The following is a 26738-nucleotide window of genomic DNA, read 5'->3' as shown; positions in this document are numbered from 1 at the left end:
TATAAATGGAATTAGTAAAATTAAGACCTTATTTTTCAGAAAAAATTTGGGGTGGTCGTGGTTTAGAAAACTTTGGCTTCCAACTCCCAGAAAATAAAAATATTGGTGAAGCCTGAGTAATTTCGGCGCACCCGAATGGTCTAAGTACTTTTGTAAATGGTTCTTTTGCGAATCAATCACTTGCGGATGTCTTTGAAAATAACCGACACTTGTTTGGTAACTTTGAAGGTGAATTCCCGTTACTAGTCAAAATTTTGACTCCTAATGATTTTCTTTCAGTTCAAGTTCATCCTGATGATACTTATGCTCAGGCCAAACATAACTCATTAGGCAAGCCAGAATCTTGGTATGTTTTAGAAGCACCCGAAAATGCTTTTTTGATTTATGGTCATAATGCCAAAACTAAAAATGAGTTAACCACTTTAATTGATAATAAGAAATGAGAGCAACTCTTGCGAAAGGTGCCAGTAAAAGTTGGTGATTTTCTCTATGTAGCTCCCGGAAAAATTCACGCAGTTACTCCTGGAGTAGTAGTTTGCGAAATTCAACGTTCAAGTGATATCACTTATCGTCTTTATGACTATGACCGCTTGGATGATTCGGGGCAACCTCGTCGGTTAGATCTTGCCGATTCAATTGCTTGCACCACTGTGCCAGATAGTGAAGATGTCATTATTAAAGAAGGGAAAAAAGCAATTTTTAATAATGACTACTTTTCGGTTTATCATTGGAATGTTCAAGCGGAGCCAACCTTAGTCCTTTCTGAAAAGCCCTATTGGTTACAATTGACGGTTTTATCAGGAAACGGTCAAATTAATCACCAAAATTTTAAAAAAGGTGATTCAGCAATTACCCTAGGTCCTATCGAACCACTTCAGGCGAATGGTGACCTAAAAATTCTCCTTTCTTGAGTAAATAAAAAAAATTAATTTGTATTTTCAAGTCGAAAGTTTGTATAATTAATAATTAGTTATTGTTAATTTTTACAAACTAAAAATTTGTTTATTAAGGAGAAAAAAGTTCAATGTTAAAAAAAGATTTAACAAATCTTGACGAAGAAATTCGTGCGCTTGAAGCTATAGATTACTCACCGCTATATAACGAAAAATTACCGGCAGTTACTTATGGTTATATTCATGCCTTTAAAACGATTGCCGATTCTTTAAAGAAGAAATCATTTATCCACTTTACTTCCGGAGTCTTGGCCGGAATTTGGATTGGAATCGCCTACATCGCCTGTGTGTATGCTGCCTATTCTTTTACTAATCCTTCTGTCCAAAAATTACTTATTGGGGGGATTTTACCTTTAGTTCTTTCACTAATTTACTTTATTGGGGGAAGCTTTTTAACAGCCTTTATGTCCTTGGGTTATCCAATGATGAATGGGGTGGCTCGATATAAAGATTTCTTTAAAACAATGGCAGCTGTTTATGCCGGAAATATTGTGGGCTCTGTAGTCATTTGTTTCTTATTGGAATTAGCTAATGTTTTTGGTGATCCAGAAATAGCCAAATTTGTGGTGAATAACCTTGGCTTGAAAAAGCTTTATGTTGTTGGGCACCAAATTGGTGACAATATCAGTTTGGCATCTCCAAACACTAAATGATATAGCAGCATCGATGCTCCAATGGTAGCTAAAACTATTATGTGAGTTTTTTTCTCAGCCATTGTTTGTAATATGTTAGTTTCCTTATCATCGCAAGCCAATAAAGCGACTAAAGGAAACTTAATTGGGTCAATTATTATGTTTTGAATTTTAATTTTCATGTTTGCTATTAGTGGTTACCAACACTGTGTGGCTAACTGATTTGTAGCTGGGGGCTTATTCTTTATTAGCGTGTTCCATGAATCTATTGGAACTGCGGCTAATGGTGGCGCTATTGTTCCCCCATTGGGTATTTGTGGTTTATTCATTCTCCTAAATATTATTCCAGCGATGTTGGGAAATTATTTTGGAGCTGTTATCATGGGGTTCTTATTAGCTATTTTCAACACTTCTTATTCAAAACTTTTAATTTCAGAATACCGTTTAAAATTACTAAAAGAAGAACGTGGTAATCTTGAAGAAAAAACCTTAGAAACTAGTGATGATAATAAAAAAACTAATAAAAACTAATAAGTTGAAATAAAACTTTATTAAATAACTAATTTCATGTCTTTTAATAATTAGACCTAGGAATAAAGTTAAACAAAAAACACCAATTATAATTGGTGTTTTTTGTTTTTTTACAAGATAATGCATTCTAGAAAAAATTCCTAAGAATGTTCTAAAATGGAGAAAATTATCAACTTATAAACGGTTTTTTCTAGTTATAATAAAAGCACTTAATTTGGTATTTTTTCCAGAAAATTTATTTTTTATTGGAAAAAAGAGAAATAAAGGTCAGAAAGGTAATCATATGAAAATTATTGTTATTGGTACTAACCATGCTGGAACAACAGCAGTTCGTACCTTAAAACGTTTAAACCCAAACAACGAAATAACAACCTATGATCGCAATAATAAAATTTCTTTTTTAGGTTGTGGTATCGCCCTATGAGTTAAAGGAGAAGTCCAGACTCCAGAAGCTTTATTTTATGCCACTCCTGAAATTTTGGAAGAAGAAGGTATTAATGTCAAGATGAATCATGACTGAATTGGCATTGATGCAAAAAATAAAACAGTCACTATTAAAAACTTACAAACGAATGAAATTATCACTGACAATTATGACAAATTAATTGTAGCGACAGGTTCTTGACCAATCATTCCACCTATTCCTGGTATTGATCAAGAACGTATCCAAATCTGCAAAAACTACGACCACGGCAAAATTATTGCCGAAGCCAACGCTAACCCAAATATCAAACATGTCACCATTGTTGGAGCTGGTTATATTGGTGTTGAATTAGTGGATGCATTCATTAGTAAAGGAAAGAAAGTTTCGCTAGTGGATGTTGCACCTCGCATTATGCCAAATTATTATGATGCAGAGTTTACCAACCAAATTGAAAAAGAACGCATGCCAGCAGCTGGTGTTGATCTCCATCTTAACGAAAAAGTAATTGCCTTCAAAGGTAATAACGGTGTTTGTGAAAGCGTTGTTACTGATAAAGGTGAAATTAAAACCGATTATGTTATTTTTTCCGTGGGGGTGAAGCCACAAACACAACTTTTAGAAGGAGTTATTGACTTGCTACCCAACAAAGCCATTCAAACCAATGCCTATCTTCAAACCTCTGACCCAGATATTTATGCCATTGGTGACTGTGCTGCTGTCATGAATAAGGCTACTAACTTAGCGCAACCGATTCAATTGGCTACCACCGCTGTTCGAACCGGTATTGTAGCAGCAGTAAACATCACTAATCATAATTCATTAGCAGCTCCCGCTTTTACGGGGGCAAACGGTATCGATGTCTTTGGTATTAAAATGGCCTCAACAGGTTTGACAACAGAGATTGCTAAACGCTTAAATATTGATTTTGATTCAATTGTTTTTACCGATAAGGATAGACCCGAGTTTATGAGTTCGCAAAAGGATGTTTTATTGAAAATTATTTGGGATAAAAAAACCCGAGAAATTTTGGGGGCCCAAATAGCCTCAGAAAATAACCACACCGAAACAATGTACATGTTTGCTTTAGCTATCCAAAAAGGTTTAACGATTGATGAACTCCCATTGGTGGATATTTTCTTCCTTCCTCACTTTAACAAGCCTTACAATTTTGTTACTTTAGCTGGTTTAGAAGTTCTAGGCCTAAACTATTTTAAAAAGGAAAAGATTATCGAAAATGCATCTCTTGATTTCCAGGACCAATAGTCCATACCATAATTTAGCAACAGAAGAATATCTACTTACAAGTAATAAATATCCTTGTCCAATTGTGTTCCTTTGGCAAAATGAAAACACCATTGTGATTGGACGAAACCAAAATATTTTGGCCGAAATTAACTTAGATCCAGTTGAAAACGATTTAGTAAATGTGGTCCGTCGTAATACCGGAGGAGGGGCAGTCTTTCAAGATTTGGGTAATCTTTGTTTTTCTTTAATTGCCCAGAAAAACAAAGAGGCTGCCTTATCGCCTAACAAGGTTTTTGAAGAATGCTTAACCCCAGTTATTACGTTATTGCAAAATCAAGGTTTGAACGTTAAGTTCAGTGGTCGTAACGATCTTGAAATTGATGGAGCCAAAATTTCAGGCAATGCCCAATTACAAACGCCGACCAAGACATTAGCTCATGGCACAATTCTTTATGACGTTGACCTTAATCGCTTAGAAAAATATTTAAACGTTAATCCGCTCAAATTGCAATCAAAAAAAGTAAAATCAGTCCGAGCACGGGTCATAAATATTAAAAATCTTCTCCCAGTGCCATGGACAATGGAAACTTTTATTAACAATTTGGCCATCAGCTATGCCAAAAATGATGAAGTCCAAGAAATTGTTTTGGATGATGAAGATTGGCTGAATATTGACCAACTAGTAGCAAAAAAATATTCAACTTGGGAGTGGAATTTTGGGAAAAACCAAAGTTTCATGAGCGAAAAAGAGGTTTATTGACCAGAAATCGGTCTTATCAAGGCCTCGTTGGATACTGATGATGGGATTATTAAGGATTTAAATTTTGAAGGAGATTTTTTAGGTTCTTTATCAATAGGTCTTGTCACAAAATGCCTTATTGGTCAAAAATTAAATTCCGACACAATTCGATTAGTACCGCTACCCTTACTACAAGATGTGTTTGGTGAGGCAATGACTCACGAAAAATTAGTTCATTTATTATTTCAATAAAATTCGACAATTAAGGGAGATTGATATGGAATATAAATATTTAGGAAAATTTAATCCGCTTAAAAACGATATGGTTAGCATCATGGATCAAAACGGGGAAATTTTAAATAAACGTCTGATGCCAGATATTACACCCGAAACATTAATTGAGGCTTATAAGCTCATGTCTCTTTCACGTCGGCAAGATGATTACCAAAACAAGCAACAACGTTTAGGTCGAATCCTTTCCTTCCTTTCATCAACAGGCCAAGAAGCTGGAGAGGTAGCTTATGCCATGCAAATTAAAAAAGGGACAGATTGGTTTCTTTCAGGCTATCGCAATAATGCCGCTTGGTTAACTGTAGGAATGCCAATGCATAACATTATGATGTATTGAGCTGGCAACGAACGCGGAGGGATAGCCCCTGAAGGTATTAACTCATTACCGCCAAACATTGTGATTGGAACACAATATTCACATGCGACTGGAATTGCCTTTGCTGAAAAATACCATAAAAAACCGGGTGTTGTTTTAACAACAACTGGCGATGGTGGTTCAAGTCAAGGTGAAGTTTATGAAGCCATGAATTTTGCCAAATTGCATGAAGTACCAGTCATTTTTGTTATCGAAAATAATAAATATGCGATTTCAACACCGGTTTCAAAAGCTACTAAAGCGCAAAATTTTGCTATCAAAGGCATAGCAACTGGAATCCCTGGTATTCGTGTTGATGGTAATGATTTTTTAGCAAGCTATGGTGTTTTTAAAGAGGCCTTTGAGTGAGTTAGGGAGGGGAATGGTCCAATTTTGGTGGAAGTTGATACTTATCGTTTGGGCGCTCACTCCTCATCTGATAACCCGAAAATATATCGCCCCGATGAAGAACTCGCTGAATGACTTCCTAAAGACCCGCTAGTTCGGTTAAAAAAATATCTTTTATCTCAAGGACTTTGAGATGACACTAAACAGCTAACTATGGAAACTGAACAAGATAAATTCATTGAAGAAGAATTTGCTATCGCGCTTAAAAACAAGGATTATGACCTAAAAGAAATTTTTGCCTATATGTATTCAGAAATGACACCAGATTTAGAAAAACAATATGAAGAAGCAGTGGCGTTCCATAACGCCCACCCAGAAATGAAGGAGGTTCATCATTAATGCCCGTTTTAAATAATGTCCAAGCTGTCACTAATGCTCTTGATGAAGCTTTAGCGAAATGACCAGAAGTAGTCATCTATGGGGAAGATGCCGGTTTTGAAGGTGGGGTTTTCCGTTCCACTCAAGGCTTGCAAGCAAAATATGGAGAAAATAGAGTTTTCGATGCTCCAATTTCCGAAGCAACATTTGCCGGTGTGGGTATGGGTATGGCCCTTAATAGTATGAAACCAGTCGTTGAGTTACAGTTTCAAGGTTTGGGATGAGCCTCTTTACAAAATATTTTGACCCATATTTCTAAAATGCGGAATCGTTCGCGCGGTCGTTGAACAGTGCCAATGGTTATTCGCATGCCAATGGGAGGAGGCATTAGAGCTTTAGAACATCACTCGGAAGCTATGGAAGCGATTTATGCTCATACACCGGGCCTAAAGGTTATCATTCCTTCGACACCTTACGATACCAAAGGTCTCCTTCTTGCTGCTATTGAATCTCCAGACCCAATTATTTTCTTTGAACCAACCAAGTTATATCGAGCTTATAAGCAAGAAGTACCCGATGGTTTCTATACTTTGCCAATTGGCGAAGCCTATAAAATTGCCGAAGGTCAAGACTTAACAATTGTGACTTATGGAGCCCAAACTGTCGACGCTCAAAAAGCAGTCGCAATGCTTAAAGCAGAACGTCCAGAAATAACTATTGATCTTATTGATCTTCGTACAATTGTTCCTTGGGATAAAAAAATGGTTATCGAATCGGTGAAGAAAACTGGTCGTCTTTTAGTCACGCATGAAGCCGTAAAATCATTTTCTGTGGCCGCTGAAATCATGGCTACCGTTAATGAAGAGGCCTTTGACTATTTAAAGGCCCCTTTGGCACGAGTAACCGGCTATGATATTGCAATTCCTTTCGATAGAGGAGAAAGTTTTCACCAAGTAAATCCTGCCAAAATTTATGAAAAGATGAAAGACCTTCTAGATTATAAATTTTAGTTATGGAAACTTTACCAATTAATCTTAGTCAAACTAGTGATTATAAAGAAAGGATAGATAATCAATGGGAACAAAATCTAACGTTCGCGCCACGCCCCTAGCACGCAAAATAGCAGCCGCAATGGGTATCGATTTGGCCACTATTACACCAACAGGACCTAATCAACGCATTCTTGTGAAAGATGTTGAAGCTTTGGCAAATCATGACAAGACCACTCAAGATAATAATCTTGTTTCAGGTTCAGGTCAGACCCATAACCAAAGTCCATCACTTACAATTAATAATCCAAATGCTCCCTCAGCAAAAGTAGTTTCCACCAAATTAACTTTTGAAGCAAAACCAATGTCAGGGATTCGCAAAGCTACCATGAAGGCCATGACCTATAGCCACCAAACAAATGCAGCCTTTACAGGAATGAAAAAAATGGATATTACACCAACAGTCACCATGAAAAAGAGTTTAATGGTCGAGGCTCAAAAACAAGGAACCAAACTTACCTATTTAGCTTTTTTAGTGAAAGCAGCTGCCAAAGCCCTGCAAGAGATGCCGAATGTTAATGCCCAAATTGATGAAGCTAATAAAGCTATCCACTATGTTAAAAATATTAATATTGGCATCGCTGTCGATACGCCCGATGGTTTAATGGTGCCAGTCATCAAAGACGCAGACCAACTTTCTATTTTTGCCATCGCACAAGCCATTAGTTCATTAGCAAACAAAGCTAAAGAAAAAAAACTTGCTCTATCAGAAATGAGTGAAGGTACATTTACAATCACAAACTTTGGAGCCGTGGGTTTGGATTTTGCAACTCCCTTAATTAATTCTCCTGAATCCGCTATCCTGGGTGTTGGCACAATGCATCGTGAACCAATTTACTTAAATCCTGATGATTTAAGTCCAACCCCCCGCTACATGATGCCTTTTTCTTTAACAGCGGATCACCGTATAATCGACGGAGCCGATGCGGGACGGTTTCTTTTAAAAATGGAAACTTTTCTCCAAAATCCTATTACATTATTTATTTAAAGAAAGAGGTTAGTTATGTATAAAGTAAAATTTGCAGACATCGGTGAAGGTCTAACCGAGGGGAAAGTAGTTGAGGTCCTTGTCAAACTTGGCGACACTGTTAAAGCAGGGGATAGTTTGTTTTATGTTGAAACAGATAAAGTTAATTCTGAAATTCCAGCGCCCACATCTGGAAAAATTGCCAAAATTAATATCCAAACTGACCAAGAAATTAAAGTCGGTGACGTAGTAATGGAAATTGATGATGGTCAAAAAAATGTTGAAGCTAGTTTGGATACAAATAAATCGCAAGAAACTGCAACCACAAAATCTGTAAGTCCGATGGTTGATGTTGAGGAAAACGCTAGTGTAGTTGGTTCAACACCAGTTTCTAACGATCTTCTACCGCCTCGGGCTCAACAACCAATAAATAATAAACCAACAACAAATCCAGAAGTGGAAACGGACAAACTTCAAGAACAGGAAAGTCAAGCAATTCCCCAAGAACAAAAGACAACTTATGACTACGATGTCATTGTCATCGGCGGTGGCTTAGGTGGCTATACTACCGCCATTAAGTCGCACCAATTAGGACTAAAGGCCCTTGTAATTGAAAAGGATAAATATGGTGGAGTTTGTTTGAATGTAGGGTGCATCCCTACTAAAGCTTTATTAAAATCAGCCAAACTTTATGAGCAAACTCGCAAGAAGACTGAAGCTTTTGGCGTCGAACTAGGTGATAACAATAAAGTAACTTTAAATTGATCCGTTGTCCAAAAACGTAAGAACGATGTTGTCGAAAAATTGACTAATGGCGTCTTGTACCTCTTAAAGAAAAATCAGGTTGACCATATCGAGGGTGAAGCGCTAAGTGTGGATAACCACTCAATCAAGGTTAATGACAAAGTTTATACTGGTGCCAACTTAGTTATCGCAACTGGTTCAAAACCAAATACCTTACCATTGCCGGGTTTTTCTGAAGCTAAAAAAGCAGGTTTCTTAATTAATTCAACCGAAGCCTTATCGTTACCAAAAGTGCCTAAAAAGGTAATCATTATTGGTGGTGGAGTAATCGGGGTAGAATTTGCTTGTCTTTTCAGCAATTTCGGTGCTGAAGTAACTTTATTGCAGGGATTACCAACAATTTTAGAAATGCTTGACCCTGATATTTCTCAAGAAATGACTAAACTCCTAGCAGATAAATACGGCGTGAAAATTATTACTAATGCACAAATCGTCAAAATTGAGGACAAAAATGTCATTTTTGAGCATGAAGGTAGAGAACACAAATTAAGTGCCGATTATTGTTTAGAATCAGTTGGTCGAGGTCCAGTTCTTCAAGGCTTTGATAATTTAGCATTGGACAAGGACAATCGTGGTTTCTTAAAAGTTGCTAATGAATATGGGCAAACTAATATCCCCAACATCTATGCTGTTGGGGATATTAACGGGCATTTAATGTTAGCCCATGTAGCCAGCCATGAAGGGGAAGTTGCGGCTAACCATATCGCTGCAAAAAATGGTTTGCCACGTGCCGAAGATTTGCGGATTAACTATGACGAAGTGCCAAGTTGTGTTTATTCTCACCCAGAAATTGCCGTTGTTGGTAAAACTGAACCCCAATGCCAAAGAGAAGGAATAAATTATAAAGTTTATAAATTTCCATTTTCAGCAATTGGTAAGGCGATTGTTGATGGTCATCCCTATGGATTTACAAAAGTTATCGTTGAAGAACCTTTTGGGAAGGTTCTTGGCGCTCATATCATTGGTAATCGCGCGACGGAAATGATTAGCGAAATTACAGTTTTGATGGAAGCCGAAGGAACAATAACCGAGCTAGCCCATACAATTCATCCGCATCCAACAATGAGCGAAGCAATTGGCGAAACAGCGCAAGCGCTTTGGTCAGGGGTAGCTATTAACATTTAGGATAGAAAGTGTAAAGTAGGGAACTATTAATGTATTCACTCACCGATATTGAAGCCTTTCTCAAACAAGGACCAAAAATGAAATTAGTTTTTCCAGAAGGAAACGAAAAGAAAATTCAAATGGTTGCTAAAGAATTAGTAAACAAAAAAATAGCCATTCCTTGGTTATTATTTGAAACTAAAAGCCAAGTCCCTCAGGATTTAAATGGAATGATTAAGTTTCTCACAATGGAAGACATTGATTTGAAACCTTTTGTGACTGATTTTATGGCCCTTCGGGGATCAAAAACAACGTTTGAGCAAGCTCAAGCACTGATGAAAAACCGGGCCTATTTAGGCGCTATGCTTTGCCAAAACGGTCAAGTCGATGGAATGGTTTGTGGCCTTACTTTTACTACCGCAGAAACACTGAGACCTGCTTTACAAATCATTAAAACTCAACCTGGTTTGTCTTTAGCTTCTTCCGCGATGATTTTGCGACGAGAAAATGAAAATTACCTTTTTACAGATTGCGCTTTAAATGTGGTTCCAAATCCACAACAATTAGCTACAATTGCTAAATTAGGAGCCCAGTTTGCCAACGAACTCGGTATCACAAAACCAGAAGTAGCTCTTTTAAGTTATTCAACAAAAGGATCAGGTTTTGGGCCTCAAGTCGATAACGTGCAAGAAGCGGCTAAAATCCTTGCTAAAGATCCATCTGTAGATTTTGTTTTTGATGGTGAAATACAATTTGATGCTGCTTTTGACAAAAATATCCGTTTAAAAAAAGCACCGGAAACTAAAATTACGAAAAACCATCCAGATATTTTTGTCTTCCCTGATTTGCAGTCAGGAAATATCGGTTACAAGATAGCTCAACGGTTAGCTAATTTTAAGGCTGCCGGACCTTTTATTTTAGGTTTAAATAAACCTGTTAACGATTTAAGCCGGGGGGCAGAACTAGCCGATATTTACGAGACAGCTTTAATTACTGCTTTTCAGGCGCAACAAACAAAACAAGTTGCCAAAAATTCCCCTCACTTAGAAGATGAAAGTCAACAAGAATCTGGTTGTCAACAAAGGAGTTCGTAATAAAATGGTTTTAGTAGTGAATTCAGGAAGTAGTTCAATCAAGTTCCGACTTTATAAAGTAGTTCAAGGGCATTTGGAGATTATAGCAGAGGGGATAGCTGAGCGAATTGGTTTAGATGGTAGCTTAACCATTAAGGCAAATGGGATAAAAGACACTTGACAACACGATTTTCCCAACCATCTACGAGCTGTCGAGACCATTATCGCTAGTTTACAAAACTTACAATTAATTAATAAACCTACCGATATTGAAGGTATTGGTTTTCGTGTAGTACATGGTACAAATAAAATCACTAAACCAATTATTATTGACCAAGAAACAAAAATGATTATTAAAGAGGCAGCCAAATTGGCGCCTTTGCATAACCCTGGCGCCCTTATCGCTATTGAAGCCTTTGAAAAAGTGATTCCTCAAGCAACACTCGTAGCACAATTTGATACCGCCTTTCACCAGACAATTCCAGAAGTCAACTTCATTTATCCCGTTCCTTACGAGTGATACCAAAATCACCAAGTACGGAAATATGGTTTCCATGGCATTAGTTACCAGTTTATTACCCAAAAAATGGCAGAAATCACCGGCAAGGCAAGTCACAAACTTAATTTAATTGTTTGCCACCTTGGTAATGGGGCTAGTGTTGCTGCTATTAAAAAGGGAGTATCTTTTGACACTACCATGGGCTTTACACCTTTAGCTGGTTTAATGATGGGAACGCGTTCAGGCAATATTGATCCTTCTATTTTGGCTTATATGGGTAAAGAGCTCAATTTAAATCTTGACGAAGTCACCGATTTGCTCAATAAAAAATCTGGTCTATTAGGACTTTCACAATTTTCAAGTGATATGCGTGATATTGAAAATGAATGAAAAAAGGGGACTAAATTGCCAAGTTTAGCTTATGAAAAGTATGTGCAAATTGCTGCAGACTTTATTGTGACAATGGCTAATAGGATTGGCGAGCCTATCGATGCCCTAGTTTTCACTGCTGGAATTGGTGAAAATTCACCATTAATTCGGCAAAGCATCATCATGAATTTGCCATTGTTAAATCTTGTCTTAGATAATAATGCTAATCATGAAAAATATCAGGAATGAAGTAAGATTTCGGCACCTACTTCTAAAATTCCGATTTATGTTGTACGTACTAATGAAGAATTAATGATTGCTCAAGAAACAATTAAATTAATGACTTCTCAAAATAAAAAACTAAACAACCTTGTTTAGTTTTTTATTTTGTTATTAGCAATTTTGAGTGCTGATTGTGATAAATAAATAAGTCCTGCAAAGATTAAATCTTCTTGGTATTCAAAACCATCCTGAGTTCAACCGGGTTGGAATAAAATCGCGTTACCTCCTGTGAACACAATTTCCGATTTAATAGTCATTTGTTTAGTAGCAAGTGACTTTAACATTTCGTAATGACCATTAACACAACCAATTCCTAAAGAAACCTGAGTATTTTGGCCAAAAAGAGCTGTTTCTCATTTATAAGCTCCGGGCGTAAGTAAGGCAGCTTTATTAATTAAAGCCTCTAAACCAATTGTTACTCCAGGAGTAATGATTGTTCCTTGAAATTTTCCTTGAGAGATAAAACTAATGGTCGAAGCGGTACCACAATTAATCAAGACGGCATTAGTCCATTCGCGGGCATAAAACATAGCCAAAAAATCGCTCCCTAGTCTTTCTCAATCAAAGTCAAAATCCTTATTATTAATTAACGATGAATCACGAATATTGAAAACGTTGACTCAACGGGGTAAATCAGTCAATCATTGATTAAAATTTGGGACAACACTAGAATAAGCTAAAAAAACTGGTTCAGGTGTAGTAATGGCTAATTTATCTAAGAAATCCCGCGGAGTCATAGCTAAGAAGTCATTAGTTAAGACTCGAAGACCTTTCTTAATTTTTTTGGTTTGTTGTTGGAAGAAGCGGCAATCAATTGTTGTATTCCCGGCATCGATTAATATTACCTTCATAAGTTTTCTCCTTTTTGGTAGTCATCTTTAATTTACTCATTCTAAATCAAAAATGAAAGTCAGAGGGAAGTGTAGATTAAAAATGTTGAAAACGTTAAAATTAAAAGGATAAGGATGACGATGAAAAAACTTCATGATTTAAAAGCCAATGAAAATGATTTAGAACTTTTAGTAAGAATAGAAAGAGCCACTTTATTATCTGGAGCCAATGGCCAAAATTATTTAATTTTGAATTTAGTGGATCCTAGTGGTCGGTTAGAAGCAAGAAGATGAATGGTTAATGACTACGATAAAGAACACCTCGTACCCAATCAGTACATTCATTTAACCAAAGCCGTGACTAGTGAATACCGTGGTCAATTACAATTAAAAATAAATGAATATGCTGTTTTAACGGAAAACGATTTGACAAAATTTGGTTTTAAAAGCGACGATTTTTTTGTCAAAGCTCCTCTTGATGTTGAAAAACATTATCAAGATTTCAAGAAGCTTGTTGGTGGTTTTGAAAATGAAGTTTATCGTAAAGTGACTTTACACCTCTTAAAAAAATATGAGAAAGAATTTTTAAGATACCCTGCAGCAATCTTTATTCATCATAACGTTCATGGTGGTTTGTTTTGACATAGTTATACGTTAGTCAAAAATATTCTAGCCATTCGTGATAATTATAGTTATGCCAATATTGACTGAGAGCTTCTGATTGCAGGAGCCATTCTTCATGACCTTGGTAAGGTGGTGGAAATTAATAACATTGGTGCTAATGATTATTCATTAGAAGGAAAATTAATTGGACATATTTCCTTAGGTAATTCTCAAGTAGTCCAAGCTGCTCATGAGTTAGGTTTTATTGATTATGAGAATGGCCGTCAAAACGCCTCAGTTACCTTACTAGAACATCTCATCCTTGCTAGTCATGGCAAGCATGACTTTGGATCACCAGTTGAACCACATACAATTGAAGCGGTTATCTTATCGACCTTCGATAATCTAGATGCTCGAATCTACCGAACGAATGAAGAAATAAGTAAAGTTAACCTCTTTAGTTGGACACCAAAATTGCCAAGTGAAGATAACAAGATGTTTTATCACCATTTTGACAAAGTAAAAGCAAAAACCAAAAAATAATTAAAGGAGAAAAATATGGGAAGAGCCCATGAAGTGCGCGCAGCCTCAATGGCAAAAACTGCCGCAAAAAAATCTGCTGCTAATGGTCGTGCAGCCAAAGAAATTTATATGGCCACCAAAAGGGGTGGACCAGATCCAAAAGCCAATTTAGAGCTCCGTGCTTTAATCGAAAAAGCGAAATCGCAACAAATTCCAAGTGACGTTATTCAACGGGCAATCAAACGGGCTCAAGGTAGTGATGCTGAAAGTTATGTTACCAACCGTTATGAAGCTTTGGGACCAGGGGGAAGTGCAATTATTATTGATTCATTAACGACCAATGTTAACCGTGCCGCTGCCTTGATTCGAGAAGTTCTAAATAAAAACCATGGTAATCCCGAAGGAAAGGTCAGTTTTCTTTTTAAACCAGCCTCGATTTTTGTTTTTGAAAATGGACAATTAGATTTAGAACTTGACGAAATTCTCGAAGAATTGATGATGGCTTCTGCTAGTGTTGATGATGTTTTAGAAGATGACGGTTTGACGTTAGTTTACGCCCCATTTAAGGATTATGCGGCGACTAAAAAAGTTTTAGATAACTTAGGTGTAAAAAACTATGTCGTTTCCGAAACCAGGATGGTTCCCATTGATACGCCATTGACTCTTAGTGACGAGGATGCCAAAAATTTCCAAAGCCTTTTGGATAAATTAGACGATTTGGAGGATGTTCAAAACGTTTATCATAATGTAGCTTTGTAAAAAACAAATATAAAAATTCCCCCTTTTCATTCAAAGGGGGAATTTTTATATAAAAAAAATCTATTAGATTTAAGCCAATAGATTTCTAAAAACAATCAAAGCCTACTTATTTGTTATTTCGTGAACTTTGTTAGCAACATGCTCAACGTCAGTTCCAATAATAATTTGTAAAGCTTCATCTCCTAAGCGTTTAACACCATAAGCCCCAAGGTTTTTATATTCTTGGTCAGAACCAATTTTATTATCCTTAACGGTTAGTCTTAAACGAGTAGCGCAATTATCAACTTTAACGATATTTTCCTCTCCGACTAAACGAATAATTTCGTTAGCCATGATTGAGTACTTATCACCAGATTTTTGGTCTGTTTTATTTGACATCGCTTGGATATTAGTAGGTTGATCATCACGACCTGGAGTTTTGATATCCATTTTTTTGATTGTAAAGTAGAATGAATAGTAATATAGAGGGAACATTAGTGCAGCAAGCAATAGCATTCATAGTGGGTTAGATAACACACCATAAGCATTACCATTAGCAAGTCCTTCAAATTTACTCATTCCTCATGAAGTTGGGAATGAAATAATGTAGTCAATTAAACCACCCGAGAAGCCAAATCCAATATGCATATGCATTGCAACTGCGATAGATGCAAAGATAGCACAGAAGACAGCATTATAAACTCATAGGATTGGTCCAACGAAGATAAAGGCGAACACAATTGGTTCATCAATTCCTGTTAATAAGGCAACAACAGCGACTCCTCCAAGGAAGGCAGTAACTTGTTTACGGTTTTCCTTCTTGGAAGCCATAATCATTGCTAAGGCTGCTCCTGGTAAACCTCCTCAATACATTGGGAAGTAACCAGTTTGGAAGTTACCTGATAACAATGATTGTTGGAAAGCATTGATATCTCCAAAGACGGCATAAGTTCCATTACCCATCGATAGAATTACATCACTTACTAGATTTGGTCGATAAGTGAAGTAATCTTTAAAATTGTCACCAGTGATTCCACCATTAGGCAGATTTTTTCAACTACCGGCAATTTCATTTAAATGTTTCATCAACTCTGTGCCAGCGCTTTCTCAAACTTCTGGAGGAATAACGTCAGCTCCTAAAACCATTTTTCCAGTCATTGGATCAAGAATAGGTCCTTGCACTGGTAATTGGAATCATAAGAAAGTGTTAATAATGTGGTGCAACCCAAATGGTTGGGTGAAACGGTTAACTAAGGCATAAATAAACGCCCCAGGGACCGCTCAAGCATCTCCCGATGATAAAGTTTGACCAAGTTTTACTAACCCGAATTGGATTCAAGGTCAAATGATAGCGAAGATAAATGCTAATGGTAATGAAATTAACATTACCACCATTGGTACAAAACGACGTCCACCGAAGAACGACAAGTACATTGGTAGTTTAATATCTCTGTACTTATTGTAAAGTCAAGCGGTAAAGCAACCGGCAGTAATTCCACCAACAACACCAATGTTAAGGATGAATTGTCCACCAATTTTTTCTAAAGTTTCTGTTTCTGCCCCCGGCACCAAGATTTTGCCGTAAGTTGGAACATAAAATAATTGCGATAGTCCTTTGATGAGATGATAATTACCATCAGCATCCTGAACATAATATTCCATTTGTAAAACGTTCTTATAGAAAAGTGAGGCTAAACCGTTTTCAGCTAAAAATCCGGTTAACGCAAAGTACAATACAGCTCCGACAAGGGCTGCTTCCCCACGGTTATCTTTGGATAAACCAAAGGCCGTACCGATTGCAAAAAATAAAGCTAAATTATCGAAAACTATCTTACCTGGAGTTTGGATGATAAAGCCAATTCAGTTTCCAGCATTTCTAGTGCCGTCTTCTGCAATTGGATTTAACGAAATAGCCAAAGCACCAAAACGATTCAATAAGGCAGCAAAGGGGAGAATAGCAATTGGATATAAAAGTGCTTTCCCTAAGTTTTGCAACTTTAACAAAGTGTCAGATCAAAATTTCTTGTGGCCTTCTTTACTAAAGGGCTTAACATGAAATTTTTGAAGTGAACTTTGCTCTTTGTTTAAAGAGTTTTTCATTATTAAATTCTTATCCTTTCATAGTTTTATTGTAAACATAGATTGGACAAAAATGATAAATTTTTATCACAAAAAAACGAGAAATTTTTATTGTTTTTTCATTACTGGCGTAATATTTTGTGTTTTTTGCTTTCAAACAAAATCATGAAATTTTTTCAAATCTTCATAATTAAAAAATTGGAATTTAGGGCTTATTTGGTCATCATAGGTCACAAAACTAAAAATTAGGCTCTTAGTTTGAATATCAATTCACATTCGACAATAAAAGAGGCTATCAAAAGTTGTTACGAATGTGTCGGCCTCTCGAGTAAACGATACAAAATCTGGAAAAATTTCCATTTTAGTATCAACAAAGGCAACGGGCTCCCTACTTTTTTTAGCATCGACGAAGCCTTCAAGGAGCGCAAGACTATGGTTAATTTTAGTTTGTGGCAATTCAGTTTTTGGTAAAACAAACTGATCAAGAGTTTTAGCAAAAACTCGAATAGGGATTGAAATTGACTTTTGCGATGAATCGGGAAAATTGAGATTAGTGTCTTCTTCAGAAACTAAGGCAGTAGGCTGATTAATAACAATTGGTTCTAATGGGTCAATTGCGGAAATTTTGGCGATTATTTCCTGACTCTCCTGATAAATTTTGCGATGTCTATTACCAGTTGTCAACAAAGCCATGGTGGCCATTAAAGCAATAAAAACTATAGTACAAACTATTGAAATAATTAAAGTTTGAGGATTAAACTGCTTACTGAGCAAAGGGGTGACTAAATAAATTTTTCACATAATTGTCGCCTCATCCCTGTTCTATCTTTTAAACAAAAGAGTCATCAATAAGATAAATCCTAAAAAATCAGCAGTTAAGCAAAAAGCAAAGATATAGTAAATAAAAACATTATAGTAATCTTTTATTCCGCGTCCATTTTGACTAACGAAATGTTTCTTTTGTTCATAATGCTTCATCTTAATTTGTCACCATAAGCCAATCCCGAAAAAGAATAAACCAATAAAAGTGGCAATCGCCCCGATTAAATACCAAATATGTTGTGAATCCATTATTTTAATTACGCTTTGAATTCATGAATAATAACTCCTTGGACGACGCGATTAACAAGTCCTGAGGGTCAAGGGTTATCGGGGGTTTTGGCTAAACTTAATGATTTATAAAAAGCATAAACTTGGCTTTGAGTAACATAGTTTAAACCCATTAAAAAGTCATCATTAATTGATAAAGGGCAGCTCAGAGTTTGCACTAAACTCGATACTTGTGAGGCATCGAAGCAATCAATAGCAATCACTTGATTTAATTGGTTTTGGGTAGCCAACTCTTTTAAAAGATCCAAATCATAACGACGCGCATACTCATTACGGTTCATAAGCACAAAGGCAATTGTTTTATCATTTAAAATTGACTTTGGTCCATGACGGAAACCAACGGGGGTGTTGAAGAAAGTAGCTACTTCACCAGCGCTAAGTTCTAAAACCTTAAGGGCCGATTCTTCCGCAATGCCTTTAAGGATACCGCCACCAAGGAAAACAATCCGTTCATGTTTCTGGTTGGCAAGATTTTCTAATTTCAAAAAGTTATTTTTTAAATTGCAATCAATTTCCTTGATTGCTTGAATTAAATGATTTTTGTTAGTAACAAAGTTCACTAAATCAAATATAAGTCAAGCAGCAACCATCATTCCTGTAAAACTCGAAGTCATTGCGAAAGACTTATCGTTTGAAACTTCTGGCATTAAAAGGACTAAATCATTTTTATTAATTTGGGCTATTTTGGCTAAAGCACCATCCTTATTACAAGTAATTACTAAGTTGCTAACTGTTGTGACATATTGTTGCACAATATTGTAAGTGGCGACCGATTCAGGAGAATTTCCACTACGTGCAAACGATACGAGCAAGGTTGGTTTGTGGGAATTTAGGAAATGGGTGGGATGGGTAACAAGGTCAGTGGTGGCAATTGATTTTGCATCATAGCCCTTTTTGATGAGGTCAAGATAAAGAACATTTCCTGCAAACTCACTTGTTCCAGCTCCCGTAAAAATAATTTGCGTATCCGGAGTTAAGTGTGTCGCTAAAAAGTTTTCGATAACTTGTTTTTGGTTTTCTATTAAGGTTAATACTTCTGCTCAAACTTGAGGTTGTTGAGTGATTTCAGTGAGAGTTGCTAAACCTTTGTTAGCAACTAAATCTTCATGACTAAAATTTAATAACATGCTAAAATTCCTATTCTAATGCTTTACCAGCTGCGTTAAACGCTTTTATTTTTGCTTCGGCTACAGTGCGCACTGCATCAATACCTGAGCGTCCAAATTTACGAGCATCAAACCCATCTGGATTATTTTGGAACCAATTTTTTATGGCATCTGCATAAGCCACTTTTAAATCAGTTCCGATATTAATTTTGGCAATACCTTTAGCAATTGCTTGAGAGAGTTGTTCATGAGGAACATCACTTGACCCATGAAGAACCAACGGGGTATCAATGGTTTGTGCCATTTCTTCAATTAAGTGAAATTGAAGATTTACCTTTCCTTTGTAAAGCCCATGGGCAGTTCCAACAGCAATAGCTAAGGCATCAACTTGTGTTAGATTATTAAATTGGCGAGCCTCGTGAGGGTCGGTGTAACCACCATTATTGGAATTACGGTCATCTTCTTTACCACCAACATGGCCAATCTCACTTTCAACTTCAACTCCCTTGGCACGTGCATACGCAACGATTTCTTGAGTTTCAGCAACATTTAAGTGAAATGGTTGTTGAGATGCATCTAGCATGACACTATCAAACCCAGCATCAATGGCATATTTAATCAGGTTTTTGTCAAAGCCATGATCTCAATGCAAAATAACTGGTACTTTAGCTTGAGAAACAGCACTTAAACCCTGAGCGATTGCATAATCGACTCCCATATACTTGGCCGCGGACTCCGTAACCATTAAGATTACTGGCGCTTGTAGATTCTCTGCTGCTTCAATAATTCCTTTTAACATCTCTAAATTGTCTCAATTGAAAGCAGGTACCGCATAACCTAGTTCACGAGCTTTCAACAATTCTTTTTTAAAACTTGTTTTCATTGTTCTCCTCAGACTCATTTTTATAATAACAAAATTGATAAAAAATTATCACTACTTTTTTTGTTGCTTTTGGTCCTATTTCTCTCAAGGTTCAAATTCATGAAGGCACCCTTTGTGTTTGAAGCCGTGTTTACGGGCCTCTACCAAGCTTTCATGTTCTTTAGAAATGCCATTTAAATCCAAAATTTTATTTTCAAATTTTTTGCAAATTGAACAACTTCCTGGTTTTTCTAATACTTTTACTAATTTTGTTGACTCCTTCGGGGCGTCAAGAACTTTAGTTTCTTGTTTCGCTTGGCGTTTATGTTTTCAATGATTTCACGGAAGAATCATTGCCAATAGTAAAATTCCCAAGGCAATTAAAAAGATTACTCACCACGGAAGATATTCAATACCATACTCTTTGCCTACAACATTATTTGAAAAAAAATTTACAACCATCATTCTCAATTTCCTTTTTTGTTTTGATTGTAATAATAAAAAGCAGAAAAGCAAAGTTCAAAAAGACTAAATAAGAGGTTTGGAAAAAGTGGAACTTTGAAATATAATCTTCTCTAGTTCAACTTAGCAATTAAAGGAGCCTTAAAAATTAATGGATAAATCTACTAGAGAAGATTACCTCCTGGCTGAAATTAAAAATAGAAATATTTTAACAACCAAGGAATTTTATGAAATCGCTGCGAAAAAAGGTATTGTAAATATTACTGCGCGACGCGATTTACAAAACTTCGCCAAAGATGGCTATATTTCAATTGATTTAGGAGCAATTACTTTTACATCAGTAAGTCCTATCGAACGTAGTCGTTGGGAAAAGAAAAACCACAATCAAGATCTTAAAAGTGAAATCGGCAAAACGGCTGCCAAAATTTTACAACCAGACGATATTATTTTTCTAACTCCCGGAACGACAAATGAATGAGTGGTACGAGCAATCAATAAACCATTAAACACTCTTGTCACTAATGGTTTAGAAATTTTTAACCTTGCAAAAAATAATTTAAATATCAAAAAAGTCATCCTTTTGGGTGGTACTTATCGTCACCGTAGCAGTGCTTTTGTGGGGTTAGAAACTTTATCAACCTTAAACCATTATCATTTTACGAAGGGCTTTTTCACCGGGACTAATATCGATGAAGAGCTAAATATTTATAATGATAATAGTGAAGAAACGCCAACCTATTTAAAGGTTTTGGACCAATGTGATCAAAAAATCGTTATTTTTGATTCAACGAAATTTGGTGGTCAAGGTTTTCACTCAATTGTTCCTATCACGGATTTTGACCAATTGATTACCAATAAAGGAATTGACAAACAATGATTGAAAAAGTTAGAAGACAAAATCGAAGTTAACTTAGGATAACAAAAAAACTTCCTTAGCAATTGCTAAGGAAGTTTTTTTGTTTTTTATTTTAAAACAGCAATTAAGTCACCCTTTTTGACATTTCCATTTTTCAAAATTTGGATTTCTCTTCCACTTTGATTTGTAAAGACTAAAGGTGTTTTGATTGACGGTACCGATTTTTGGATTTTTTCCAAATCAACATCCACTAGTTTATCACCAACTTTAATTGGTTGATCTTGAGCTACATAGCTCTTGAAACCGTCACCATTAAGGTTAACTGTGTCAAGACCAATGTGGAGTAAAACTTCAACACCGTTTTTATTACGAATTCCATAAGCATGTTTAGTAGGGAAAACTGTAATTAGTTCTCCTTCCATTGGAGCCACAAAATAACCATTAAGTGGTTCAAAAGCAAAACCATCACCCATCATTTTATCTTTGAAAACATCATCTTCAACTTGATCAAGCGAAATTAGTTTTCCATCAACGGGGGCAAAAATTTCAAGGTTTTTATTTTTATTTTTTCCAAATATTCACATTTCTGGATTCTCCTTTTAATTGCTTTTTATTTTATCAAAGTTTTATTTAAGTTTAGCAATGAAGTTATCAACTAATTTTAGGACTTCGGCCTCTGTTTCACATTCTAAAGCTTGGTTAGCAAGTTTTTCTGCTTGAGCAAGATTAATTTTAGACATCAATGAACGTGCTTTCAAAATTGAACTAGCACTCATTGAAAATGCATCTAGTCCTAGGCCTAAAAGTAACGGAATAGCTTGAGGTTCTCCCGCCATTTCACCACACATACCCACTCAACGATTATGTTTGTGACCACCATCAATTGTCATTTTGATTAAACGAAGAATCGATGGATTGGTTGGTTGGTAAAGGTAGGCAACGTTTTGGCTCATTCGGTCAGCAGCCATTGAATATTGCACAAGGTCGTTAGTACCAATTGAGAAGAAATCAGCATGCTCAGCAAACTTATCAGCAAGAACCGCAGCAGCTGGAATTTCAATCATCATTCCAATTTCAATTTTTTTATCGTAAGCGATTTTTTCGTTATCTAATTCTTTTTTGCAAAGTTCTACAAATTCTTTTGCTGCCTTAAATTCGTCAACCGTAGCAATCATTGGAAACATAATAGCGATTTTTCCAAAAGCTGAGGCACGTAGTAAAGCACGAATTTGGTCACGAAAAATACCTTTTTCAGCTAGAGTGAAACGGATAGCACGGTAACCTAAGAAAGGATTCATTTCGTGAGGGAATTCATAATAACTTAATTTTTTATCGCCACCAATATCCAAAGTTCGGATAACAACTACTTTTCCTTCCATAGTTTGGGCCACTTTTTTATAAGCAACAAATTGTTCTTCTTCGGTTGGGAAATGATCGTTATCCATATAAAGGAATTCAGTACGGAATAAACCAACGCCATCGCCACCACGTTCAATCACTGCCTCTGCATCATTAGGTGAACCAATATTTCCTTCAATTAATTTTTTAGTTCCATCTGCTGTTTCAGTCGGACGATTTTTGAATTTATTTAGTTCTGCTTTGGTAACTTTCGAAGCTTCCATGGCTTCTTTAAAAGTGTTAATTTCGTTTTCTGATAAATCAACCTCCACAAAACCTTGGTCGCCATCAAGGGCAATTAGAGCATGATTTTTAACTTTTTCGGTCACAACTTTTAAACCCAAGACAGCTGGTATTTCAAGACTACGAGCCATGATAGCGGCATGAGAAGTTCTTCCACCAATATTAGTAGCAAAGCCTTTGACAAAATTCTTATCTAATTGAGCTGTTTGACTTGGAGTCAAATCGTCAGCAACAATAATTACTTCTTCATTGATTGTCGAAAGATCGATAATTGGTAAACCTAAAACATGCTTAATCAAACGATTAGCAATATCTTTAATATCAGCACTACGTTCTTTGAAGTAAGGATCATCCATTTGTGAAAACATTTCGTAATAATTATTTGTTACTTTATGAATGGCATAAGCGGCATTTACTTTTTCAGTTTTGATTAAATCCTTAATTTCATTTTGCATTTCAGGATCATTAGCAATATCCTTATGTGCCTCAAAAATAGCTGCTTTTTCATCACCTAATTTTTGTTGGGTAGTTAATCTTAGTTTTTCTAATTCTAAAAGTGAATCAGTGACTGCTTGATCTACTTTAGCAAGTTCAGTTTTTTCGTCAGTGATTTTTTCTTTAGTTATTTTAAGTTCAGTTTCGGCCAAAACTAAAGCTTTGGCAAGAGCTAGACCTTCGCTTGCTCCGATTCCAATGATTTTTTTACTCATGTCTTTTCCCATTTCTTATTCAATTTTTCTGTTATTTATTCCTCGATGTGCCCACAAATTAGAAAGCACTTCTCATTTATTTTAACACTTTACTTACCATTTAACTACGTTCAAGAAGCGGAAAAACAACGCGATTTATCGGCTGGTTTCCGCTTCTAAGTTTTTAATTTGGAAATTAATTTTTTAATTATTTATCATGGTCAACTTTTTCTAAAACTGCAATAGTTTGTAAAGTTATTTGGAGATAATCATTCATTTTATTAAAGTCTTTGTTAGCAACTAAGGCCAAAAAATCATTAATTTCGTAAACAAAGGGGTTTTCATTACTTCCTTTGATTTCTTTGAGAGGGCTTTTATTATGTAACTCATAAAAACGCATATTTTGAAGTCTTGTTAATTGACTAAAAGTCGCTGTCGCCCCATCTTGACCGATAATTTCACTAGGAGCGACTCCACGTGCCGCTTTCGAAGTCGTGATATTTGTGAAAACCCCACCATGGTGCTCAAGAAGGAGCATGTTAGTTAAACCAACATTGTTTTCTAAACGCCATGTCATGGATAATTGGCGATTTACAGGGCCAAAAAGACTAATCGCTAGTTCTACAGGGTAAACTAGCATGTCATAGGTTGAACCTTTTCCAAGCAACGGATCAAAGACCGAACGATAGAGACCCATTTTTACTTCTGGCATACGTGATGAATATTGATTCATAATCAAAGTACTTAAAAAAGCATGATTATTTTCGGTTCATTTTTTCAGTTCATGATATTGGGGTAAATGGGTCGTTTTGAAGGCTTCCATTAAGATAACCCCATTTTGGTTAGCCAGTTTAATCAATTCTTCTGCTTGACTAACTGTAAAAGTTAATGGTTTTTCTAATAAAACGTGTTTGTGATTATTTAAAAAATATTTAGCTTGGTCAAAATGAAGACCATTTGGCGAAGCAATATAAACGACATCAACCACCGACAACATCGCGTCAAAGTTAGTAAACCCAACCGCCGTTAAAAGAGCATTCTTTTCAATAAAAGCTGTCGCAGTATCTTTTGTCCTTGAATAACAAGCAGTAATTTTTTGGTTGCTAATTTTTCTTAAGCCATTGATAAATTCTTCAGTAATTTTACTAGTTCCAATTGTACCTCAGCGCATTTTGCACCATCCTTTTGGATTTATTATATAAAATAATCATTTAAAAAATAAAACCAAAGGTTTTAGACTTTGGTTTTATTTTTTTTGTTTGATTTGAGTTTTCAAAAGTTCTAAAAATTCTGTAGTTGGTAAAGTAACTTGATTTTCCGAACCATATCGGCGGTAAGTGATTGTTTTGGTGTCACTTTCCTTATTTCCTAACACAATTTGGTAAGGAATTTTATGCGTTTGGGCTTCACGAATTTTTCATGATAGACGTTCATCACGAGTATCAACATGAGCACGAATATGGTTTTGTTTCAGCAACTTAGCTACTTCATTGGCATAGGTTTCACCAGCGTCGCCAACTGGAATAATTTCCACTTGGCGCGGAGCTAACCAAAGTGGTAAAACACCTTTTGTTTGTTCTAATAAAGTCGCAATGAAACGTTCATAGGTACCAATTAAGCCACGGTGAATCATAATTGGATGTTTTAAGGTTTGGTCCTTATCAATATAAGTAACATCGAATTTTCTTGGTAGGAGGAAATCCAATTGAATTGTTGAGACAGTAATCTCATGATTTTGAGGAGTTTTGATTTGGATATCAAGTTTTGGCCCATAGAAAGCAGCTTCACCAGGCACTTTTTGGTAATTAAGATTTAATTCTTTTAAAACTTCTTCCATATTGTGTTCGGCTTCATTTCACATTTTGTCATCGGGGAAATATTTCTCTTTATCTTGCGGATCACGAGTAGAGAAAGAAAGATAAGACACTTCAATATCAAAAGTTTTAAGAATTTCTTGAATTAATTGATAAATATTTTTAAATTCTTGTGCTACTTGGTCAGGTCGAACAAAAATATGTGAATCAGTTAGCTCCATTGCTCGAACACGTTCTAGACCAGTTAATGAGCCTGATGACTCGTAACGATATTGTAAGGCATGCTCAGCTAGGCGGATTGGTAAATCTTTATAAGAATGAATATTTTGTTTGTAAACCGCAATGTGGTGAGGGCAGTTCATCGGGCGAAGCACAAATTCTTCCCCACTCTCTTTACCACTTTTGAAAGGTTGGAACATCCCATCACGATAATGGTCTCAATGGCCAGAAGTTTTGTATAACCCAACTGTACCGATTAATGGCGTTTGTACCATTGTGTAGTCATATTCTCATTCTTTTTCAAGAAGATATTTCTTAATTTCTTCTTTGATTATAGTTCCGTTTGGTAATCAAAGTGGTAGACCAGCGCCGATTAATGGGTCAAAACCAAAAATTTCTAAATTCTGGTTGAGAATACGGTGGTCAGCCTCACGTTTGCTTTGTAAAACTGCTTTTTCTTGGGCTAAATCTTCGGTACTCAAACCAATCATTCCGTGAATTTGTTGCAACATTGGTTGTTTAGCATTATTTTCTCAATAAGCTCCAGTTAATTGTTGTAATTCAAATTGCGCTAGTGGTGGGATGGTTAACAACAAAGGTTGGTTACCAACAATCTTTGTCTCTCCCATTTGGTAACCATGAACATGACCAGTTTCAGTTCACATTTTTTCAGCTTGCGCTAATTGGAAAGGTTGATTCTGGAAAATTTCTCTAAATATTTGCGGTTTATCATAAGCAAAAGTAGTAATTTTTTCTTTGCGCAATTTATTCAAAGTAGTAGTAATTTTGTTTAAATCATCTTTCGTAAAACGTGGTTCACTTAAAAAAGTTGCGCGGAACTCTTTTTCGTCAGGAACATAACTAACGGTCCCTAATTTGGTATCGGGTGAAATTTTTTGAACGCTAGCCAAAATTAAAAAGGCTAGTGTATGGTTTAAAAATAAGCGGTAATCAGGATGAGATGGAGTAATTAAATCTAAAGTGATGTCCTCCTGAATTAAAAAATTTTTATCAACAATTTGACAATCATTGATGCGGGCTCCAACCACTTTTTTACCAAGACTGGTACTTAATTCTTTAGCGATTGCTTCAACAGTTAAAGGGGTGGCAAATTCTTTTATTGTGCCATCAAGGAGTTTGATTTTCATTTTTTACTAAGGCCTC

At 36.0% G+C, this 26738-nt stretch carries 24 protein-coding genes; 13 read left to right on the top strand and 11 right to left on the bottom strand.

Features of this window, described 5'->3' with window-relative positions; genetic code table 4:
- Window positions 1-5 precede the first annotated feature (5 nt).
- From EFREU_RS01105 to EFREU_RS01060, 10 genes are all read left to right on the top strand, one after another.
- Window positions 6-929 (top strand): type I phosphomannose isomerase catalytic subunit, encoded by a 924-nt coding sequence (locus EFREU_RS01105; protein WP_100609194.1) that lies wholly within the window; start codon window positions 6-8, stop codon window positions 927-929.
- Between the two features lie 95 nt (window positions 930-1024).
- A complete protein-coding gene (locus EFREU_RS01100; protein ID WP_100609193.1) occupies window positions 1025-2116 on the top strand; it encodes a formate/nitrite transporter family protein in 1092 nt (363 codons plus the stop codon).
- A 283-nt stretch (window positions 2117-2399) separates the two neighbouring features.
- The gene (locus EFREU_RS01095) at window positions 2400-3803 is read left to right on the top strand and encodes an FAD-dependent oxidoreductase (protein WP_100609192.1); all 1404 of its coding nucleotides are present in this window, start codon (window positions 2400-2402) and stop codon (window positions 3801-3803) included.
- Window positions 3775-4776: a lipoate--protein ligase gene (locus tag EFREU_RS01090; protein WP_100609191.1), complete on the top strand. Its 1002-nt coding sequence runs from the start codon at window positions 3775-3777 to the stop codon at window positions 4774-4776. The genes EFREU_RS01095 and EFREU_RS01090 overlap by 29 nt, the downstream gene beginning before the upstream one ends.
- A gap of 25 nt (window positions 4777-4801) precedes the next feature.
- Window positions 4802-5917 carry a pyruvate dehydrogenase (acetyl-transferring) E1 component subunit alpha gene (pdhA, locus tag EFREU_RS01085; RefSeq protein ID WP_100609190.1) on the top strand — a complete coding sequence of 372 codons (1116 nt, stop codon included), beginning with the start codon at window positions 4802-4804 and terminating at the stop codon, window positions 5915-5917.
- Entirely contained in the window at window positions 5917-6906 is a 990-nt protein-coding gene (locus tag EFREU_RS01080) for an alpha-ketoacid dehydrogenase subunit beta (RefSeq protein WP_100609189.1), read from the top strand. The genes pdhA and EFREU_RS01080 overlap by 1 nt, the downstream gene beginning before the upstream one ends.
- A gap of 64 nt (window positions 6907-6970) precedes the next feature.
- On the top strand, window positions 6971-7933 hold the full coding sequence (locus EFREU_RS01075) for a dihydrolipoamide acetyltransferase family protein (protein ID WP_100609188.1): 963 nt from the start codon (window positions 6971-6973) through the stop codon (window positions 7931-7933).
- 15 nt (window positions 7934-7948) lie between these two features.
- On the top strand, window positions 7949-9841 hold the full coding sequence (lpdA, locus tag EFREU_RS01070) for a dihydrolipoyl dehydrogenase (RefSeq protein WP_100609187.1): 1893 nt from the start codon (window positions 7949-7951) through the stop codon (window positions 9839-9841).
- 29 nt (window positions 9842-9870) lie between these two features.
- The gene (gene pta, locus EFREU_RS01065; RefSeq protein WP_100609186.1) at window positions 9871-10914 is read left to right on the top strand and encodes a phosphate acetyltransferase; all 1044 of its coding nucleotides are present in this window, start codon (window positions 9871-9873) and stop codon (window positions 10912-10914) included.
- A gap of 4 nt (window positions 10915-10918) precedes the next feature.
- Entirely contained in the window at window positions 10919-12139 is a 1221-nt protein-coding gene (locus EFREU_RS01060; protein WP_100609185.1) for an acetate kinase, read from the top strand.
- Here EFREU_RS01060 and EFREU_RS01055 read toward each other — a convergent pair.
- A complete protein-coding gene (locus EFREU_RS01055; protein ID WP_100609184.1) occupies window positions 12136-12894 on the bottom strand; it encodes a type III pantothenate kinase in 759 nt (252 codons plus the stop codon). The genes EFREU_RS01060 and EFREU_RS01055 overlap by 4 nt on opposite strands.
- Before the next feature lie 114 nt (window positions 12895-13008).
- Between EFREU_RS01055 and EFREU_RS01050 the strand changes: the two genes are divergently transcribed.
- Together EFREU_RS01050 and EFREU_RS01045 are read left to right on the top strand one after the other, a co-directional pair.
- Entirely contained in the window at window positions 13009-14019 is a 1011-nt protein-coding gene (locus tag EFREU_RS01050) for a 3'-5' exoribonuclease YhaM family protein (RefSeq protein WP_232673626.1), read from the top strand.
- Window positions 14020-14034: 15 nt separating this feature from the next.
- Entirely contained in the window at window positions 14035-14757 is a 723-nt protein-coding gene (locus EFREU_RS01045) for a YebC/PmpR family DNA-binding transcriptional regulator (RefSeq protein ID WP_100609182.1), read from the top strand.
- 102 nt (window positions 14758-14859) lie between these two features.
- On the opposite strand, the gene EFREU_RS01040 is transcribed toward EFREU_RS01045, so the two are convergent.
- The 6 genes from EFREU_RS01040 to EFREU_RS01015 form a co-directional block, all read right to left on the bottom strand.
- Window positions 14860-16836: a PTS transporter subunit EIIC gene (locus tag EFREU_RS01040; RefSeq protein WP_198507960.1), complete on the bottom strand. Its 1977-nt coding sequence runs from the start codon at window positions 16834-16836 to the stop codon at window positions 14860-14862.
- A gap of 87 nt (window positions 16837-16923) precedes the next feature.
- A complete protein-coding gene (locus tag EFREU_RS01035; RefSeq protein WP_100609180.1) occupies window positions 16924-17616 on the bottom strand; it encodes a hypothetical protein in 693 nt (230 codons plus the stop codon).
- A 21-nt stretch (window positions 17617-17637) separates the two neighbouring features.
- Window positions 17638-17886 carry a hypothetical protein gene (locus EFREU_RS01030; RefSeq protein ID WP_100609179.1) on the bottom strand — a complete coding sequence of 83 codons (249 nt, stop codon included), beginning with the start codon at window positions 17884-17886 and terminating at the stop codon, window positions 17638-17640.
- An 8-nt stretch (window positions 17887-17894) separates the two neighbouring features.
- Complete coding sequence (locus EFREU_RS01025; protein WP_100609178.1) at window positions 17895-19052, bottom strand: SIS domain-containing protein; 1158 nt, start codon at window positions 19050-19052, stop codon at window positions 17895-17897.
- A 10-nt stretch (window positions 19053-19062) separates the two neighbouring features.
- Window positions 19063-19914: a class II fructose-bisphosphate aldolase gene (locus EFREU_RS01020; protein ID WP_100609177.1), complete on the bottom strand. Its 852-nt coding sequence runs from the start codon at window positions 19912-19914 to the stop codon at window positions 19063-19065.
- A gap of 75 nt (window positions 19915-19989) precedes the next feature.
- Window positions 19990-20358, bottom strand: a complete 369-nt coding sequence (locus EFREU_RS01015; protein WP_100609176.1) for a DUF2633 family protein — start codon at window positions 20356-20358, stop codon at window positions 19990-19992.
- A gap of 148 nt (window positions 20359-20506) precedes the next feature.
- Between EFREU_RS01015 and EFREU_RS01010 the strand changes: the two genes are divergently transcribed.
- On the top strand, window positions 20507-21274 hold the full coding sequence (locus tag EFREU_RS01010) for a DeoR/GlpR family DNA-binding transcription regulator (protein WP_100609175.1): 768 nt from the start codon (window positions 20507-20509) through the stop codon (window positions 21272-21274).
- A gap of 44 nt (window positions 21275-21318) precedes the next feature.
- Here EFREU_RS01010 and EFREU_RS01005 read toward each other — a convergent pair whose 3' ends face one another.
- The 4 genes from EFREU_RS01005 to thrS all read right to left on the bottom strand — a co-directional run bounded on the left by EFREU_RS01005 (window position 21319) and on the right by thrS (window position 26722).
- Window positions 21319-21795, bottom strand: a complete 477-nt coding sequence (locus EFREU_RS01005; RefSeq protein ID WP_100609174.1) for a PTS sugar transporter subunit IIA — start codon at window positions 21793-21795, stop codon at window positions 21319-21321.
- A 42-nt stretch (window positions 21796-21837) separates the two neighbouring features.
- Entirely contained in the window at window positions 21838-23562 is a 1725-nt protein-coding gene (gene ptsP / locus EFREU_RS01000; RefSeq protein WP_100609812.1) for a phosphoenolpyruvate--protein phosphotransferase, read from the bottom strand.
- A gap of 187 nt (window positions 23563-23749) precedes the next feature.
- Window positions 23750-24712 (bottom strand): Gfo/Idh/MocA family protein, encoded by a 963-nt coding sequence (locus EFREU_RS00995; protein ID WP_100609173.1) that lies wholly within the window; start codon window positions 24710-24712, stop codon window positions 23750-23752.
- A gap of 75 nt (window positions 24713-24787) precedes the next feature.
- Window positions 24788-26722, bottom strand: a complete 1935-nt coding sequence (gene thrS, locus EFREU_RS00990; RefSeq protein WP_100609172.1) for a threonine--tRNA ligase — start codon at window positions 26720-26722, stop codon at window positions 24788-24790.
- Between the last annotated feature and the right edge of the window lie 16 nt (window positions 26723-26738).

This window comes from Entomoplasma freundtii (assembly GCF_002804205.1).
Taxonomy (GTDB): domain Bacteria; phylum Bacillota_I; class Bacilli_A; order Mycoplasmatales; family Mycoplasmataceae; genus Williamsoniiplasma; species Williamsoniiplasma freundtii.
This window is presented reverse-complemented; position numbering and strand designations above follow the sequence as displayed.